Source organism: Gottfriedia endophytica, from assembly GCF_017814275.1.
In the GTDB taxonomy this organism is placed as follows: domain Bacteria; phylum Bacillota; class Bacilli; order Bacillales; family Bacillaceae_G; genus Gottfriedia; species Gottfriedia endophytica.
In genome coordinates this window covers 282,516-300,638 of sequence record NZ_JAGIYQ010000001.1, presented here as the reverse complement: position 1 = coordinate 300,638, position 18,123 = coordinate 282,516, and the positions used below count along the sequence as shown (strand labels likewise).

Annotated in this window: 19 protein-coding genes; 9 read left to right on the top strand and 10 right to left on the bottom strand. The window is 33.0% G+C overall.

Features of this window, described 5'->3' with window-relative positions; genetic code table 11:
- Window positions 1-116: 116 nt before the first annotated feature.
- A complete protein-coding gene (locus J5Y03_RS01450) occupies window positions 117-821 on the top strand; it encodes a hypothetical protein (protein ID WP_209401660.1) in 705 nt (234 codons plus the stop codon).
- Window positions 822-973: 152 nt separating this feature from the next.
- Here the strand turns inward: J5Y03_RS01450 and J5Y03_RS01445 are convergent, their stop codons facing one another.
- Window positions 974-1,453: a hypothetical protein gene (locus J5Y03_RS01445; RefSeq protein ID WP_209401659.1), complete on the bottom strand. Its 480-nt coding sequence runs from the start codon at window positions 1,451-1,453 to the stop codon at window positions 974-976.
- 238 nt (window positions 1,454-1,691) lie between these two features.
- On the opposite strand from J5Y03_RS01445, the gene J5Y03_RS01440 reads away from it, so the two are divergent.
- Window positions 1,692-2,225 (top strand): AAA family ATPase, encoded by a 534-nt coding sequence (locus J5Y03_RS01440; RefSeq protein ID WP_209401658.1) that lies wholly within the window; start codon window positions 1,692-1,694, stop codon window positions 2,223-2,225.
- Window positions 2,226-2,423: 198 nt separating this feature from the next.
- Here J5Y03_RS01440 and J5Y03_RS01435 read toward each other — a convergent pair whose 3' ends face one another.
- From J5Y03_RS01435 to J5Y03_RS01420, 4 genes are read right to left on the bottom strand one after another with little or no spacing between them, the layout of a single operon-like run.
- Window positions 2,424-2,879, bottom strand: a complete 456-nt coding sequence (locus J5Y03_RS01435; RefSeq protein ID WP_209401657.1) for an SRPBCC family protein — start codon at window positions 2,877-2,879, stop codon at window positions 2,424-2,426.
- Window positions 2,880-2,886: 7 nt separating this feature from the next.
- A complete protein-coding gene (locus J5Y03_RS01430) occupies window positions 2,887-3,315 on the bottom strand; it encodes an SRPBCC family protein (RefSeq protein WP_209401656.1) in 429 nt (142 codons plus the stop codon).
- Between the two features lie 49 nt (window positions 3,316-3,364).
- Window positions 3,365-3,805: an SRPBCC family protein gene (locus J5Y03_RS01425; RefSeq protein WP_245208701.1), complete on the bottom strand. Its 441-nt coding sequence runs from the start codon at window positions 3,803-3,805 to the stop codon at window positions 3,365-3,367.
- Window positions 3,798-4,157 (bottom strand): ArsR/SmtB family transcription factor, encoded by a 360-nt coding sequence (locus J5Y03_RS01420; RefSeq protein ID WP_209401654.1) that lies wholly within the window; start codon window positions 4,155-4,157, stop codon window positions 3,798-3,800. The genes J5Y03_RS01425 and J5Y03_RS01420 overlap by 8 nt, the downstream gene beginning before the upstream one ends.
- 341 nt (window positions 4,158-4,498) lie before the next feature.
- Between J5Y03_RS01420 and J5Y03_RS01415 the strand changes: the two genes are divergently transcribed.
- A complete protein-coding gene (locus J5Y03_RS01415) occupies window positions 4,499-4,966 on the top strand; it encodes a hypothetical protein (protein ID WP_209401653.1) in 468 nt (155 codons plus the stop codon).
- A 19-nt stretch (window positions 4,967-4,985) separates the two neighbouring features.
- Here J5Y03_RS01415 and J5Y03_RS01410 read toward each other — a convergent pair whose 3' ends face one another.
- From J5Y03_RS01410 to J5Y03_RS01400, 3 genes are all read right to left on the bottom strand, one after another.
- The gene (locus J5Y03_RS01410; protein WP_209401652.1) at window positions 4,986-5,420 is read right to left on the bottom strand and encodes a DUF3916 domain-containing protein; all 435 of its coding nucleotides are present in this window, start codon (window positions 5,418-5,420) and stop codon (window positions 4,986-4,988) included.
- Between the two features lie 166 nt (window positions 5,421-5,586).
- Window positions 5,587-5,865, bottom strand: coding sequence for a barstar family protein (locus tag J5Y03_RS01405; protein WP_209401651.1), 279 nt, complete (start codon window positions 5,863-5,865; stop codon window positions 5,587-5,589).
- Window positions 5,866-5,942: 77 nt separating this feature from the next.
- A complete protein-coding gene (locus J5Y03_RS01400) occupies window positions 5,943-6,542 on the bottom strand; it encodes a TetR/AcrR family transcriptional regulator (RefSeq protein WP_209401650.1) in 600 nt (199 codons plus the stop codon).
- 396 nt (window positions 6,543-6,938) lie between these two features.
- On the opposite strand from J5Y03_RS01400, the gene J5Y03_RS01395 reads away from it, so the two are divergent.
- From J5Y03_RS01395 to J5Y03_RS01385, 3 genes are all read left to right on the top strand, one after another.
- Window positions 6,939-7,697, top strand: a complete 759-nt coding sequence (locus J5Y03_RS01395) for an SDR family NAD(P)-dependent oxidoreductase (protein ID WP_209401649.1) — start codon at window positions 6,939-6,941, stop codon at window positions 7,695-7,697.
- Between the two features lie 274 nt (window positions 7,698-7,971).
- Window positions 7,972-8,718, top strand: a complete 747-nt coding sequence (locus tag J5Y03_RS01390; protein ID WP_209401647.1) for an SDR family NAD(P)-dependent oxidoreductase — start codon at window positions 7,972-7,974, stop codon at window positions 8,716-8,718.
- A gap of 646 nt (window positions 8,719-9,364) precedes the next feature.
- Complete coding sequence (locus J5Y03_RS01385; protein WP_209401645.1) at window positions 9,365-9,712, top strand: VOC family protein; 348 nt, start codon at window positions 9,365-9,367, stop codon at window positions 9,710-9,712.
- A 523-nt stretch (window positions 9,713-10,235) separates the two neighbouring features.
- Here the strand turns inward: J5Y03_RS01385 and mraY are convergent.
- Together mraY and spoVB are read right to left on the bottom strand one after the other, a co-directional pair.
- Window positions 10,236-11,192 (bottom strand): phospho-N-acetylmuramoyl-pentapeptide-transferase, encoded by a 957-nt coding sequence (gene mraY / locus J5Y03_RS01380; RefSeq protein WP_209401643.1) that lies wholly within the window; start codon window positions 11,190-11,192, stop codon window positions 10,236-10,238.
- 84 nt (window positions 11,193-11,276) lie between these two features.
- Window positions 11,277-12,830 carry a stage V sporulation protein B gene (spoVB, locus tag J5Y03_RS01375; RefSeq protein WP_209401641.1) on the bottom strand — a complete coding sequence of 518 codons (1,554 nt, stop codon included), beginning with the start codon at window positions 12,828-12,830 and terminating at the stop codon, window positions 11,277-11,279.
- Window positions 12,831-12,977: 147 nt separating this feature from the next.
- Here spoVB and J5Y03_RS01370 point away from each other — a divergent pair, with 147 nt between their 5' ends.
- The 3 genes from J5Y03_RS01370 (at window position 12,978) to recJ (ending at window position 18,114) form a co-directional block, all read left to right on the top strand.
- Window positions 12,978-13,256: a post-transcriptional regulator gene (locus tag J5Y03_RS01370; RefSeq protein WP_209401639.1), complete on the top strand. Its 279-nt coding sequence runs from the start codon at window positions 12,978-12,980 to the stop codon at window positions 13,254-13,256.
- Between the two features lie 101 nt (window positions 13,257-13,357).
- A complete protein-coding gene (secDF, locus tag J5Y03_RS01365) occupies window positions 13,358-15,601 on the top strand; it encodes a protein translocase subunit SecDF (protein ID WP_209401637.1) in 2,244 nt (747 codons plus the stop codon).
- Window positions 15,602-15,786: 185 nt separating this feature from the next.
- Window positions 15,787-18,114, top strand: coding sequence for a single-stranded-DNA-specific exonuclease RecJ (gene recJ, locus J5Y03_RS01360; protein ID WP_209401635.1), 2,328 nt, complete (start codon window positions 15,787-15,789; stop codon window positions 18,112-18,114).
- The last annotated feature ends 9 nt before the right edge of the window (window positions 18,115-18,123 follow it).

The window sequence follows — 18,123 nt, the reverse complement described above, 5'->3', positions numbered from 1 at the left end:
AATTGTTAGTTGTGTCTAACAATTGGGGTGCATTTCACTGGAAGAACCTTTTTTATGGCAGAAAAACGTATTTATGTATCCTAACAGGACACCTTATAGTAAAAGGCGGTGTCTGAATGAGAAATCGATTGTTCATTGTTCTTATCATTTTTTTCACAGCTTTCTCATGGTCTCATAGGAATGTTCACGCAGTTGAACGTGTGGTCCTTAATAGTATTCAGACTGATAGATGGTATGAGAATGTCTATTTGATGGCGGATAAAATCGATTGGATGACATTTCGAAATTTTACTGTTCAGATTGGTGACAAAGGTGAATTATTATATCATTTTCCGAAATGGGAAAGTGGAAAATATGATACTCATCTTTTCAGAGATGATTTAGACGGTAATAAATTCATGGATGTCATCATTGTATTAGATAACTTTAAAGATCCAATTCATGTCCTGCAGCATGAATTGGACCCATATCAAGTTTATAAAGAGGTACCTGTTGAACCAGTGAATGACGCGATCAAGCGACTTGTGAGGATGGAGAAAAAAGGGGATATTGTGACCATTACCACGAAACAAAAAAAGGTTAAAATTAACGTCAAATCGTTTCACTATACTACCGTAAAACCTTCTTCTACTGAGGTTTTTATAGGTATCGATCAAGTCAATTATTCTGTGTTGAAGCATAAAATCATTGCAGATGCTCCCATTTTAATCACCATTGGAGGTTTAATTGGCAGTTTGAAACTTACTTACGATTGGAATGGCAATGGATATGATGTGAAGTCAGTGAGTTTTAAACGATATGTTCCACATCAATATGATTAATGTAAGAGATTAATAATTTCGATTTATATGAACCTTTATGCAACTAACGCATGCGATAGTTGAATAAACAGCAAAAGGATCTTCCGTAGAGATCCTTTTTTAATGTCTTTAGAATTCCTTATGTAACTTAAAATACTTAACCACTAATACTATTATTTTACTACTTCTTTATGCTCATATTTTAATAACTTCGTTTTTGTAAGACCTTTAGGAAGATTAGTCATGTTTACCCTTGATGGTTCAACAGCTAAAAATAATGTGTCCAAACCACGGATGTTTCCATCTTGATCCACTGGTCGTATTGTAATTTTTAATACATAACTAAATTTGTCTTCTAAACTTTTTAAATTTCTTGTTGCTCGTATAGAAACATACTTTTCATCTTCTGGAGCAGCATAGCCTTGGACTTTTTCATTTTTGTTTTTATAATAATTTTCGATATGGTTCATTATTTCTTTACGATAAAGATCTAGTACAAAGTTTCCGTATAATTGATTATTTACTTTTTCTAACGATGAAAATTCCAGCGATGAAACATCCATTTTTTGACTATTACTTGCGTTTGTTACACCCCAAAAGGCAGATATACTGATGAAAATTGTTAAGATTGAAACTAGAAATATTTTTTTCATTCCTACACCTCCATTAATAACATATGTGAACAAGGAGTTTTTATACAAAAGCATAGTCTTTGAGAGAGTTCTTATTGAACTAACGCATGCGTTAGTTCAATAACACCTGGGAGCCGATCATCGGCACCTATTTAACTATTTGGCTGGTTTGTTGAATAAGCCAATAAAACAATTAATAGTTTATAATAGGATTATTTTGGAATTCGTTTACAGCTGAAGAATTGGGGGGAGTATACTGATGTTTGAAAAATTTAATTTAGTTGACCTAATTTATCGGGAACGGGATAATTTAACCCCTTTAGTAGTAATGATGTGTGGTGTAGCAGGTTCGGGAAAAACTACATTTGCACAACAATTAGAAAAAGAAGGCTTTGTACGTCTTTCAATTGATGAAGAAATTTGGGCTACTAATGGTCGTTTTGGTATTGATTTTCCAGTTGAAAAGTATGAGGAATACAAGCAAGATGCAGAAAGAAAATTGCGGAATCAACTGGTAAAGTTAATTCAGAATAAACAACAGGTGGTTGTTGACTTCAGTTTTTGGCAACGTTCAAGAAGGGAGAAATATAAACAGCTTATTGAAGAGGCTGGTGGTAAGTGGAAACTTATTTATTTGAAAGTTCATACTAATGATTTACGTAAACGACTTGAGATACGAAGTCAACGATTTGATGCAAATGCTGCTTTCACTATAACAGAAGAAATTTTAACATCCTACCTTAATGGTTTTGAAGCACCAACTGGTGAAGGAGAAATTGTTATTGAACATTAGAGAAAATTTCTTTTTAATAAAGCTAAAATGGACCTACTTCAATTGAGGAAAAGCATTGTTTCTAATACAACTAACGCATCCGTTAGTTCAATTAGAAAAAAACAATTTTTTGTATTTTGTTATTTGACTATAAATTAATGATGAATATAAAAAGGATCTCACATTTTTTGAACATGTGAAATCCTTTATTATTAATACTTATATATTCTTATTTTTCTTTTTGTCTTCTAAAATATTTTTTATGGATTTAAGATCTTTCATATTAGCTTTTTTCATCATCAAAGACATGAACGGAGTAATAAATTTGGAAAAACCAGTTGGATTTCCTTTGTTCTCAAGAGTCATAAGTGTAGAATTATTTTGAATAGATTCCCATGTATAAGTGGTTTCCATTGGGAAAGGTCCATTTGCTGTTTTCATGACTAATTTTTGTTTAGGTATTAATTCAACAATTTCGTATACATATCGAAGTTCTTTCCCTAAAAACTTTGCTTTGAATTCAATTTGAGAACCGATTTTTAATGGTTTTTCAGTTTGCCATATTGCTGAATCTATATTTACATACCATTCAGGAGCATTGTCAGGATTAGCTGCATATTCAGCAACAAGCTCTTTCGGACAATCTATTATTATTTCAGTTAAAACGTCTATCATTTGATAACTAAGCCTTGTGCCATACTTCTGGATTTTTACCTTCTACATATTGTTTTAGAATATACATTAGTGAACCCCATGTTGTATTAATCATTGCATAAGGACCTTCCATTGAAGCGAATCCAGAATGATTGAAATTTAAAACGGTTGCCCCGTTTTCATTAACACTTAAATCGAATTGAATTGTTGTTCCTTTCCATGCAGGCATATCATGGAGAGCTAACCATTCTACTAATTTCCCCGGTTCAAACTGAGTTACTTTTAATTGAAAGATAGCCTGACGATTATAAAAAGCAACTTCTGTCGTACTACCTAAATGTGGTTCAGCCTTTGCATCAGTTGACCACCAACCTTTGATTCCTTCTGTAGTTGTAATAGCTTCAAAAACTTTTTGAGGTGTTGCATTAATTGTAATTTGGTGTGGCATATTTGTCATTATTATTTCCTCTTTTCTTTTATTGTTTTATATTGTTGTTTTAATAAATTTAGTGGAAAAAACTTGTCAATTTTTCTTTTAAGAAACTTGTCCAACCATTTGAATGATTTTTAGCCTCTTCTTCATTTGGTAAGTCTTTATGAGTGACAATTACTTCTGTATTGCCATCGTGCTCAATGAATTCTACTGTTACATTTGTAAGTGGAAACTCAGTTTGCTGCTCCCATTGCCAAGTAAATACTAATTTTTCATTCGGTATGATTTCTACATAATGTCCGTAAACTATATGCTCAACGCCATTTGCAGAACGCATATTAAATTTGTAACTTCCGTTTACTTCTAAATTCATCTCAACGATTTTAGTTGTATAACCTTGTGGTCCCCACCATTTTTCTAATAGGTCTGGTTTAGTCCATGCAGCAAAAACTTTTTCACTTTTAACTGGATAAACATGATTTAGTTTTAGAGTAAAATTTTGTGGATTATTCATTGTGATCACTTTTGTTACCTCCATCATCTTCAGATAATAAAAATTTCTCCAAACTCGATAACTGATGCTCCCATAATGACTTTAAGTCATTTAGCCAAATTGTTGCTTCTGATAATGCATTTGAATGTAGATAATAATACTTAAATCTTCCGACTTTCCTAAAAGAAACTAATTCAGCTTTTTCTAAAACCTTTAAGTGCTTTGTAAAAGCAGGTAAAGACATATCAAAAGGTTCTGCTAACCTTTTTACAGTTTTCTCTCCTTTCGATAACTCTTGAATGATGGCTCTACGAGTTGGATCTGATAATACTGAAAATACTTGATCAAGATTATTCTTATTATAGTTAACCATGTGGTTAACTATAAAGTAAAAAAATATAAAAAGCAAGTTCTAATGAATAAGGATTTTTAGTTTACTTAGATAATATCCGTAAATTAATCTCTCCAAATCATAGTTTAAATATGTAAAACAATTATCTATTTTTGAATACTTATCTATTTTTAAACTGTATAGTTCTTAAATTATTCTTGTTCAACAAACGCATGCGATACTTCATTAGAAGATCGCTTTTTCTTATTCAACAAATGGCAGGATAGTTCAACTAGAAAGGATTATTAACCTTTTTAATTGAATAGCTATAAGTAGACAAGTTGTGCTGAATATAAGGATTTTAAATTGAGGGGAGTTATTAAATGAATAAATGGTTAACCTTGACTGTACTTTTTCTCTTTATTAATCTTACGAGTTGTTCTTCAAATGATGGTATGAAAGGGGATAAGCCTCCGAAAACTATGATTCAGATCGGTGGGCAAACTTATGAAACGAAGCTTGGGACTTATTGTTGGAGTTCAAAAGGTAAAGGGGAATGCGTTGATACTGCTGGACCAGTAGAACTATTAAAAGGAAAAAAACCTATTGAAGTAAAACCTGGAGAAGATATAACTGTAATGATGAATTATAATCCTAAACCAAATGAGATCCATTTAACTCAAATTAACAATAATAAGGAAATTAAAGTCGCAATAGAAAAGAATCATTTTAAAGCACCTTCAAATAAAGGGTTATATTATTATGCATATTCAGTACGGTGGATGGATAAAAAGAAAGAACATACTTCAAACGGAGACGCCTTTTATGCCTTTGCCTTAGAGGTAAAATAGCATAAGAAATAATATTTTCTTATTCCAACTCACCTATAAACCAAATCTCACCTTGGTAACTATAATCCTCATCAATAATAATTTCTTTATATCCTTTAACCATTAATCCAGTTGGTAATTCAAGTTTCCATTCCTCAATAATATCTCTATTAATATCTAATGGAATCCATTTTTGACCTACAGTATTTCTGTCAAAAAAACCTTCAAAAAACTTATTATCGGGTATTAAAACAAGTTGAGAATCAAATAAATTAGGAAGATATATTACACTATAAATTCTGAAATCTGATTGATCTTTGGTTTTCAGTTGTATTAAAACGTTAACTCTATCAATTAATAATTGAATTACTTTTCTTCTTATCCAGTTTTGGGTTTTAATAGAGGCTATATATTCCTGTGAAAAAGGTAAGTGTAGATGCCAATATCCAAGAGAATTTCCATTAGGATCGGGCATGGTATTTGTAAGTCATACGATATCTTTCTCAAGAGTATTAAACCTTCTTCTAAGACCTCTTAATTTCTTTTTTGAACCACTATCAAACTTCCATCTATTCATCTTTTTTCTCCATAATAAATGTCTGATGTTGAACTAATGCATGAGTTAGTTACATAAAAAATTCTTAAATGGTAGGAAAATTTTTTCCTTCACCAAGAAGAAATACTTTAAATTTAACTTCATGATCTATTCCATATTCAGTATGTGTAAGGTCTTCAGCTATTTTATATATACACTCAGATATTTGTAAAAAATCATTAAACCCCTCATCAAGCAATTTGTTAAAATCTGTCCATATTAATGCAACTTTTTCCGATGATATCTCTGAAAGACCTCCCCATAAAGAATCATTAAATGCATCGTAATGAACATTTCTTCTTAAAGGTGGTTTAGGGAGTAACAAAAAAACCAAATTTTCTTGATTTTAATAGTAATGGCATAACCCTTTTAGTTCGAGTTAAGCTCTAAAAGCTACTAGTTCTAAAAAGGGTTATTAATGTATGGCCCCTTTATCGCAAGGCGCATTACCTGTGTTGCCATATATTTTGGCGTGTACGGCGTGTCCTCCTCTAACCACCATACAATCACCCCCAGAAAAGCAGCAGCAAAGTACCTCACAGCGATCTCCCGTGGTACGGTAAGCATCTGATCATCCGGCTGCACACTATTCATTCCTTTCGAAATAAAATCAATGATGACATCCATTAAACAGGAAGTGAAGTGGGGCATGTTTTTTTCGGTCAGAAAAACTTTATATAATCTACTATTTTGCGAAATTTGTTCAAAAAGATGAATAAAAACCCCATGCGGTTTATCGCCTGAAAAGTCAAATTCTTCTTTTCCATCAAAAGATGAGTTAATACTCTCGGTTAAGTCATTTAATATTTCTTCTGAACTTTGATATAGAAGGTCAAGTTTGTCACGATAATGTAGGTAGAAGGTGGCGCGATTTAAAGTTGCGTGACTTGTAATATCTTGAACTGTAATTTTCTCATATCCTCGCTCGTGAATTAATTCAACCAGTGCGTCTCTTAACATTTGACGAGTTCGTACAACTCGTGGGTCCATTTTTTTCGACATTTTCAATCTCCTTGTATTACTTTTTCTAATTTATCAACACTTCTTAACCAACTGTCAATTAAACAACTGATCTACGAACCATGTTTATTGTTATTTTTTAGATGACTGTTATAATTATTTTATCAACACAATGTTGATAAAACAACTAGTTGCTTATTTGTTCACGATTACGTAATCATTTCAAATGTTTTTATTAAATTAAATATTTATAGAGAATAGATTTTGGATAGATAACCGGTAAAGTAGCGATTATTACAGATGGGGTATCTGGAAGGATCCATTATAAATAATTCATCGTTAATAGTTGGTAGATGAGAAACGAATGGTTAATCTACACCAAGAGGTGCGGAACGAATTTTTACAAATACGTCCGCTGAATATGAGGGGGAATAAAACATGGAACTAACAAATAAAGTTGCAGTTATTACTGGAGCAGGAAGTGGAATTGGACGAGCTAGCAGCATTAAATTGGCATCTATGGGGGCAAAAGTCGTTTTGGTTGATTTCAATAAAGAAACAGGAGAAGAAACATTAAAACTTGTTATAGAACAAGGTGGAGAAGGAATTTTCATTCAAGCAGATGTATCGAAGAGTGAAGATGTTCAAAACTATGTAAATAAAGCTGTTGAAGCGTATGGACGTATCGACGTATTTTTTAACAATGCGGGTATAATCCAAAAGTTCGCTCCTTTCACCTCGATTGAAGAATCAGAATTTGACCGTATTATGTCCGTTAATGTGAAAGGAATATTCCTTGGATTGAAATATGTATTGAAAGTGATGGACGAACAAGGATTTGGTTCCGTTATAAACACTGCTTCTACTGCAGGAATTCGCGCAGAACATAGCGTAGCTGTATACTCTGCAAGCAAACATGCAGTTATAGGTTTAACCAAGGGTGTTGCATTGGAATATGCAAAAAAAGGTATTCGAATTAACGCACTATGTCCAGGGGGAGTGCAAACCGCATTAACAGCTAGTGTTACTGAGCAGTTTGAAAAAGGTGGTTACATCCCGGAAGAGTTACCGAATATGCGAATTGGCCGTTATGCTGCTCCTGAAGAACTTGCGGAAATGGTCGCTTATTTAGCATCAGAAAAAGCGAGTTATATGAATGGTTCAATTGTTGTTGTCGATGGGGGCTTAACTTTATAAATAATTGTTTACTCAAAGATTTAGAGATAGTTTATATAAATCAGTGTTCATTTATTCTTTTGAAAAAAATTAGAGTAAGTTCCAATACAGTAAGCACAAGAAGCCTGAGTACTAAACTTGTATTTTTTCTGAATTGATAAGGTAAATAGGTATACGGATGAAGTACGCTCCATGAGGTTTATGCCATTATACCTTTGTGGTATTGGCCGTAAAACTAAGGATTGGAAGAAATGTTAAATTTTTATTTAATTCAAAAATGAAAGGGTGTTCATATATGGGACGTTTAAACGGGAAAGTGGCGATCATTACTGGAGCTGCGATGGGAATGGGTGCTTCCGAAGCAAAACTATTCGCAAAAGAAGGAGCTAAAGTGATTGCGACAGATGTTCAATTAGAAGCCTTGAATCAAGTCGTCAAGGACATTAAAGAAAATGGCGGCGAGGCTGTAGCGATTAAACATAATGTTACATCTGAAGAGGAATGGAAATCTGTTATTGAAGAAGCAGTGAAATTATATGGAAAAGTCGATGTCCTTGTTAATAATGCAGGCGTTTCATCACCAAAAACTATTGCAAACATGGAAATGGATGAATGGAATAAAATTTTGGATATTGACTTAAATGGATGTGTAATCGGAATGAAATATGTTATCCCTGAAATGAAAAAAGCAGGCGGAGGTTCAATCATCAATATTTCTTCAATCGGTGGCCTTGTCGGTATGGCTGGTACAAGCCCATATACAGCAGCAAAAGGCGCACTGCGTGTCTTATCAAAATCAGCAGCTGTTGAATATGGAAAGGATAAAATCCGCGTCAATTCTTTACACCCAGGTATCGTAGTCACACCGATGACAGAACCAACGATGAAAGATGCGCTACCTTACTATAAAACATATACACAGCTTCCATACTTCGGTGAACCAGAAGATATTGCCTATGGTGCAATTTTCTTGGCCTCTGATGAATCTCGATTTATGACAGGATCTGAATTAGTCATTGACGGCGGCTGGACTGCTCTTTAATCCCTATTCGAGGGTCATGGTATTATTCGGAAACCCTGAAGTTAATTTCAATGAGTAAGAAAGAAGTATCTGTTGAAAAAGGAATTATGAATGACAAAAACCACTTATAATCTCTTAATGCACCACTATTGTTAGACTCGGCTAACAATGAAGGTGCATTTTTTATTACAAAATTTACTACCGAGATTAATTTAGCGGTAAGCGATAGTTCAATACTTTTGGATCTTCATTAAAATGTAAAGTACAAATAAAGTTGGAATCAAACTAGTTACGTGTTATTTGGATGTTCGGCAACGTTTACTTACTGACTTGGAAGAAATGGAATATTTAGAGTTTAAGCAACAGCCAGTTGATGAATATTTCATATTTGAAATGTTTGGTACAGATTGGAAAACACATAATTTTTGTAGTATTAAACTCAAAGCAAAAAGTTTTAAATTGGAATGGAATAAATTCCCTGACGATGCATGGTATGTTTGATCTTTATGTAACTAAGCTTTAGTTGAACATCACGAACGACTATTTAGTCGGTTTTTTTTATGCACTAAATGGCAGGTTGGTTAAAGAAGGAATTTGTTTATATTTCTTGAATTTCTAATTTAATAGAAAAATTAATGAAAATAGAGAAGTGAGGGAGATAATTATTATGATAAAAGGTTTCGGAGGAATATTTTGGAGGACTAAAAATCTAGATGCTATAAAAAAATGGTACAGTGAAGTGTTGAAGATTGAAATAGAAAATTGGAATGGGACTATTATCAAATCCCAATCAGGAAATGAAACTATCTTTTCTTTCTTTACTGAAGATGACAACTATTTCCCAACAGAACAGCAAGTGATGTTAAATTTCCAAGTTTATAATCTAAACGAGACTATTAAACATCTTGAACAAATTGGTGTACCTCTTGTAAAGGAAAAAGAGATTAGTGAATATGGTAAGTTTATTTGGATTGAAGATCCTGAAGGTAGACTAGTTGAGCTTTGGGAGAAATAACGGGTTGTAATTAGTCAAATTTTGTTGAATAAACGGATGCTTGAGCGAAACAAGGAGTTGTAGTTGCAGCTCCTTTTTCTTGTTCCACTAACTGGCAGGATAGTGTAAATATTCACAAGCTCGATTGTATATTTAAACTCGAACAATCAAATTACATGAAGACGTTTTTCAATAAACGGGCCATTTTGTTATAGAACAAAGAAGTTTATCTAATTTTGTAATTGAATACAGGGATACTATATATGTGGATTTCCTAGTTAAAACGATCTTCAAGTCGAAGTTCGTTTTAACAAAAAAAACTTTAATATTATGCCGAAATTTAGTACACCTACAAGTGCACCTTTTTATAATATTAAAAAGGAGTTCGATGACAAAATGGAAATCATCTCCGTTTATTTAATTATCGGGATATTGATTAGTTCATCAATTTATGCGGTGGCAGATTTTCGACCTTGGTATATTTTTTTTACATTGTGCATTGCCTGGTTACCTCTAATATTCATTGGAGTGATTATAACTTTATTTATGGGTTTAGAAGAAATCTCCAATAAGCTAAACAGATAAAAGCACAAACCCAAGAAATAAATCCAAAAAAAGTGACAATTGTATTTTCGGACCACCCATATTTTAAACGAAAGTGATAGTGAATCGGTGTCATTCTGAAAATACGCTTATGAAATAGTTTAAATGACAAAACTTGTAAAATAACCGAAAGTACTTCAGCAAAATAGATAAAGAACAAAATGGGAATTAAAATTTCAACTTTCTCAAGAACAGCAAGAAATGATAGCGATCCCCCTATAGCTAATGATCCCGTATCCCCCATAAATGCTTTGGCAGGATAGACATTATAAATAAGAAAGCCGAGTAAACATCCAATCATAATTAAACAAAAAATTTGCACCTCTGATCTGTCTGATATCATAAAAAAGAAAAAGTATGTAGGGATAGCAACAACTCCTAAAAGACCGTCTAATCCATCCGTAAAGTTAATGGCATTTGCAGAACCTACGACAAACAATGTGATGACAAAAACATATAATACCATTGGAAGCTCTAAGGAAATATTTTTATAAATAGTAATGCTGGTGTCTATGCCTAATTCGTTGATCACGTAAAAAAGCAAAGAACCTGTAAAAATAAATTGAAAAATAAGTTTTGTCTTACCCGATACCCCTCCTGGATCTTGACGAGAAGCTTTCCAAAAATCGTCCAAAAACCCAACAAAACTAAAAAGAATGTAGGTAATAGACAAGAAATACATTAATGGAGTAGGAGAAAAAAGAATTGATACTATAATTCCTACAAAAAGAATAATTCCAAACATTAACGGAGTGCCTTTTTTTAACTGATGATCTGAAGGAAGTTCTTTTCTTATCGGTTGAATGAGCCTAAGTTGTCTCAAAACAGCAATTAATAGTGGAGATAAAATTGAAACGACTACAAAAGAAATTAACGCTGGGATTATATGGTTAATCACTTTTCATTTACTCCTTTTCCCTTTACTATTTACCCAATCAACTTACACATACTGAAATAGCAACAAAGTTTACGAAAACAGCCTTTAAAATATACGCTTATTAAAAGAAGCGATCCGTTTAATTTCCTCTTTTTTAATAAGATTAAATAATAAAAGTAATAAACAATAAAGAAGGCTTACAATCGAAACACAAGAAAAAGTTTGAATTAATAAAGACTTTGAAAAGAATACTGTATTTTTCATAAACGCTCCGACATAAACACATCCAATGATGATTAACAAGCAGTAAAGATAATCTTTTAAGTAAATCGTAAATTGGATAGCTTTTAAAACAGTAACATAATGTAAAATCGTGATGGTAACAACACTTATGCAAATTCCTAATGCTACTCCAGTAATACCGAATTTAGGGTTAGTAGCAAGAAGTAAAATGCAGCCAATTTTTACGACTGTACCAACAAAGCTATTAATCATTGCTGAATTTGCTAAGTTTAGTGCTTGTAGTACTGCTTGTAATGGACCTTGGAAATAATAAAAAATAAAACAAGGAGCCAGTAATAAAATAAATGGGGTAGCTTGGTCACTTTTATACATTAATTGGAGAATTGGCGAAGCAAATACGTATAAAATAACGACTGACCATCCACCTGCAATCATTGAAAACCGTAATGATTGTTGAAGTCTTCTTTCAACGGTTTTCTTGTCTTTTACTGCCATTGCCTCACTTATTGCGGGAACTAGAGAAGTTGATAAGGCGTAAGTAATAAAAGCTGGTAGGAGAAGTAATGGAAGTGCATATCCTGAAAGTAAACCGTACTGCTTCGTCGCAACTGATGTAGTTAAACCAGCGATAGCTAAACTTTGAGATACGACAATTGGTTCTAAAAACATTGAAATTGATCCAATCAGTTTACTACCAGTTGTTGGTAAAGCGATTTGTAACAAGCTGTTTAACGTTTTTCTTCCACCACTGATGTTCTGTTTAAAACCTTTTATAAATCCTGCCTTTGTTTCTTTTTTGAACATATAGATTACAATTAAGAGTGACGCTAACTCACCAATAACTGATGAAAGAATAGCTCCACTTGCGGCATATTCTACTCCATAAGGAAGAAATGCTTTCGTACATACTGCTACTAATACAATTCGTACAATTTGTTCGATCACTTGTGAATATGAGGATGGACGCATATTCTGTATGCCTTGGAAATACCCACGTAAAACAGATGAAACAGCAATGATTGGTACAATAGGAGCGATTGCTAATAATGGATACATCGTACGTGCATCAGTAAGAAGATGTTTTGCGATAAATGGTGATAAAAACATCATAGCTGCTGTGAAAATAATACTAAGTATGCCTGTAATTGACATGGAAATCGCTAATATTTTTCTTATTTGATCACGACGATTTTGAGCAATTGCTTCTGCCACAAGTTTTGAGATTGCAATCGGTAAGCCCAGCTGAGTTAACGTCATGACTAAAAATAACGTAGGCACAGCCATCATATATAGTCCAACGCCCTCTTCTCCCATTATACGAGCTACAACAATTCGATTAATAAATCCTAATATACGTGTAATAAACCCTGCAACTAACAGGAAAAAAGTCCCGCGCAAAAAGGTTTGCTTAGACATGACGTTACCACCTTCTCAAATAGCTTAGAATGATTTACAATTATATATATGCTAGTCAAGTGGCCAAGCATGACAAGTTCAATAAATAGTTATCTAATCGTTCAAGTTTAGTTTTCTAAAAATACAGAAATTTAAGGAGGGTTAGAAATGTCTATAACCAATCATCATGTAGAGAAATTTCGACCACAATTACAAGTTGTGTTGGTAAGTAAGTTAGAGGAATTTGAATTGTTAGGTTATGATACAGTTTCTATGGATGATTTATGGGATTGTTTAAAAAACTCTATATGGAGAAAAATGGATGATGAACCTAAACTTTTTCAGTTAGTAGAAGACATTTTATCCTTGACGATTAACGATTACATGAACTATGTCAGAATTGAGGCATTTAAATCTCCTAATTGGCAGTTTGGTGATTCAATTTAACATAAATTGACAATAAAAAATCAGCGTTAGTATAATAAAAGAATGATTAAAAATCATTCTGTTCAACTGAGCTGAAGGATTTAGAGGAGGAAACCAACAACATGGTAAAAAGAAACAGAATTGTTGCCTTCTTTTTAATTGTTGCCGTATTAGCAGCAGTGATTGGGACAACTGTAATGAGCACAGCCAAAAGCATTAAGCTTGGCCTTGATTTACAAGGTGGTTTTGAAGTGCTTTATAAGGTTAAGCCGATCGAAAAAGGAGACAAAATTGATCAAAGTGTTTTACTTAGTACCGCAACAGCCCTTGAAAAGCGTGTTAACGTTCTTGGGGTTAGTGAACCAAATATTCAGGTCGAAGGGAAAGATCGAATCCGTGTTCAATTAGCTGGGGTAAAAGATCAAGCAAAAGCTAGAAGTATTTTATCAACAGAAGCTAATTTAACAATTCGTGATGTAAATGATCACGTCCTGATGAGTGGGAAGGATTTAAAACCGGGCGGAGCAAAGTCGTCGTTTGATGAAAATGGTCATCCGGATGTTGTGATTACGTTCAAAGATGCAAGTAAAGTTAAACAAGTGACTCAAAAAGTCTTAAATATGGGTCCTCCTAACAATATGATGGTTATTTGGCTTGATTTCCAAGAAGGAAAAGATTCATTTAAAAAAGAATCAGCTAAGCCACATCCGAAATATTTATCAGCTGCTTCAGTAAACCAAGTATTTACACAGGACTCACTTTCAATTGTTGGCCCAAGCTTTACTGTGAAAAACGCAAAAGAATTAGCAGATTTACTTGATGCAGGTGCATTACCGGTTAATTTAGAAGAAATGTATTCTACATCTATTGGCGCTAAATTCGGACAAGATGCACTTCATGAAACAATTTTTGCAGGCGCAATTGGTATAGCTGTCATCTATTTATTCATGTTGTTCTTTTACAGACTGCCTGGTCTTATTGCATGTATTATGCTTTCAGCTTATCTATATTTAACGTTATTAGTGTTTGATTGGATGAATGCAGTTCTAACCTTACCGGGTATAGCGGCATTAATTTTAGGGGTAGGGATAGCAGTAGATAACAATATTATTACATACGAACGAATAAAAGATGAATTGAAGTTAGGAAAATCAGTCGCAGCAGCATATCGAGCAGGGAACCATCGTTCTTTTGGTACGATTTTTGATGCGAACATCACTACTTTATTAGCTGCAGTAGTATTATTTGCATTTGGTACAAGCTCTGTAAAAGGGTTTGCAACAAGTTTAATGGTTAGTATTTTTGTAAGTTTCGTAACGGCAGTATTCGGTTCTAGACTATTATTATCTTTACTAGTACAAAGCCGATATTTAAATAAGAAAAAATCATGGTTCTCAGTTAAAGAAAGCGAAATTTTAGGTTTAAATCATAATCTAGCTCATCCACCAACAAAATATGACAAAATCGATTTTGTTAGTGTTGGACGAAAGTTTTTATATTTATCAATCGTAACGTTAATTGTCGGAGTGATTATCCTATCAATTTTCAAACTAAATTTAGGAATTGACTTTGCAAGTGGAACACGGGTTACGTTTGAATCAAATACAACGATAACAAAACAAGTTGTTCAACAAGAAATAACAACATTAAAACTTAAGCAGCCTGAAGAAATTTCAATTTCACAAAATGGTGCTAAATCAGGTTCTTTAACGTTTAAAGGTGTTTTATCAAAAGATCAAATTGCACAAGTTAAATCTGATTTTAGTAAAAAATTTGGAAGTGAACCAAACATAAGTACAGTTGATCCAATCGTAGGTAAAGAGCTTGCGATGAATGCACTCAAAGCATTATGTATTGCATCCCTTGGAATTATTTTATACGTTTCGATACGATTCCAATTCTCATATGCAATATCGGCAATTCTTGCGCTTTTACATGATGCATTCTTTATCGTTGTGTTCTTTAGTATCTTTAGATTAGAAGTTGATGTAACATTTATTGCAGCAGTACTGACAATCGTTGGTTACTCAATTAATGACTCGATCGTTACATTTGACCGAGTTCGTGAAAATATGAAGTTAAAGAAGAAAATCCGTACAGTGGACGAATTAAAAGAAGTAGTGAACGAATCAATTCGTCAAACGCTTGGCCGTTCAGTTAAAACTGTATTGACAGTAATCGTTGCCGTATTAGCATTGTTAATATTTGGTAGCTCATCTATAACAAACTTTTCAATTGCCTTATTAGTAGGGTTAGTTGTAGGTACGTATTCTTCTATTTTCGTTGCTTCTCAAATTTGGTTGATGATTAAAACACGTGAATTAAATAAAAATAAAGTGATTGAAACTGTTGAAGAAGCAAAATAAGTTGTAAAGAGCGTAGGTTCATACTTACGCTCTTTTTTTTGTCTTGTCTCTTTTCTAAAGGTTATTTTCATAAACTTAGTTGCTATTTAAGATTGTGATAAGTTGATTTCCATTCCAATAAGACAATTAACTCTTTCATCCAATAGATCAGCTTTAGTATAATAAGACAGTTAGGGGTGATAAAGTTGTTAAAAGCAAAAGCTAGATGGAAACAGAAAGAAGAAAATCTAGAAGTAGAAGAATTATTCAGTAATAAATTAAATATATCCCCTCTTTTAGCTAAATTACTCGTTAATCGAGGTATTACAAAAATTGATGAAGCAGAAAAATTTTTATATGAAGAAAATATGAGCTTTCATGACCCATTTCTACTTGAAGGAATGGATATTGCAGTTGAACGCGTTAGAAAAGCGATTGACCAAAAAGAAAAGATCTTGATTTTTGGTGATTACGATGCAGATGGAGTTAGTAGTACAACAGTTTTATTGCTAACGTTGAAAAAATTAGAAGCAGATGTAGATTTTTATATACCTAACCGTTTTACGGAAGGATATGGACCGAATAAAAAAGCATTTCAGTGGGCAAGTGATCAAGGGTATAAGTTAATTATAACGGTCGATACTGGAATAGCTGCCGTAAGCGAAGTAAATTTTGCAAATGAGTTAGGAATGGACGTCATCATTACTGACCACCATGAAGCACAAGAGGTATTACCTAATACAATTGCTACGATTCATCCAAAGTTAAGTCCGAATTACCCTTTTAAAGAGTTAGCGGGTGTAGGTGTTGTATTTAAATTTGCAACAGCTTTACTAAATCGAATTCCTGAGGAGTTTTTTGAAATCGTATCGATTGGTACCGTTGCTGATTTAGTTCCGTTAGTTGATGAAAACAGATTGATCGTAAAAAAAGGTGTTCGTCAGCTCCGTCAAACAAAATTCGTTGGTCTTCAAGCATTATTAGAAATAAGTGGGATCACTTCTGATTCAATAACAGAAGAAACAATTGGTTTTGCATTAGGACCTCGTATTAATGCAGTTGGCCGTTTAGGAGATGCTAAGCCTGCTGTTGATTTATTGCTTGAGCAAGATAAAAACCAAGCGAAATTACAAGCCCAGCAAATCGATGGATTAAATAGAGAAAGACAAGAATTAGTTAATATGATGACGGAAGAAGCCATTGAACAAGTTAATCAACTTGATGATTCTTGTTCGAATAAAGTGTTCGTCTTAGCTAAAGAAGGATGGAATGCAGGCGTTGTTGGAATTGTTGCATCTAGGTTAGTTGATCGATATTATAAACCAGTCATTGTACTAAGTATTGATCACGAAAAAGGAATCGCTAAAGGTTCTGCAAGAAGTATTGAAGGCTTTTCTCTTTTTGATAATTTGTCTAAATGCAAAGAAATTCTTCCTCATTTTGGTGGACATACACTTGCAGCGGGTATGACACTTGCAATTGATGATGTTGAAGAACTACGTCAAAGACTTAATCAGTATGCAGATGAATTACTAACAGAAGAAGATTTTACACCACTGAAAGAAGTAGACATTAAGTGTACTGTTGAAGACGTCACTATTTCACTTATAAATGAAATAAATTTATTAGCACCATTTGGAATGCATAATCCGAAACCTTTTATTGAAATTAAAGATGTAAACATTGCTGGTTTACGCCAAATTGGTAGTGATGGAAATCACTTGAAATGCCAATTGAAAGATAATGAAGCAATGTTAGATGTTGTTGGTTTTAGTTTTGGACAAGTAGTTAGTGAGATTTCACCGACAGCAAAAGTATCAGTATTAGGAATGTTATCCATTAATGAGTGGAATGGATTACGAAAGCCACAAATGATGTTACAGGATATAAAAGTTGATGACTGGCAATTATTTGATTATAGAGGACAAGATGTTAGTAAAATAAATTTTTCTGTAGAGGAAGATCAGTTAATATTTGTTTCTCATAATGAATATAAGACTGAACAATTGTCTAGAAAATATCCTTTAGCTCATTTTATTTCTTATGACCAAGTTCAAAATGGAATCGATCTATCAAATGCTTATTTAGTACTCTTAAGTCTTCCAAATAATGAAGATGAAATGAAAAGTCTATTTCAAGACAGTTTTCCTAAACGGATTTATCTTATCTTTGAGCAAGAAGATTCACATTTATTTACTCCTATTCCAAGTAGAGAAAACTTTAAAAAATACTATGGAATCCTTGCAAATACGAATCCTTTCGACATAAAGAAATATGAAGAAGCTCTTTGTAAAAAAATGGTTTGGAAAAAAAGTCAGCTAGATTTTATGACACAGGTGTTTTTTGATTTAGAATTTGTTACAATAGAAGATGGGAAAATTCGTTTATTGCCACAAAGTGATAAAAAAGATTTAACTCAATCAAGAACATATGAACAAAAACTTTTAAATATCGAATTAGAACGAATATTTTTATACTCAACATGTGATGAATTAAAGTCGTTTTTCTTAAAACTTCAAATTTCTCATATATAAATCAGGAGG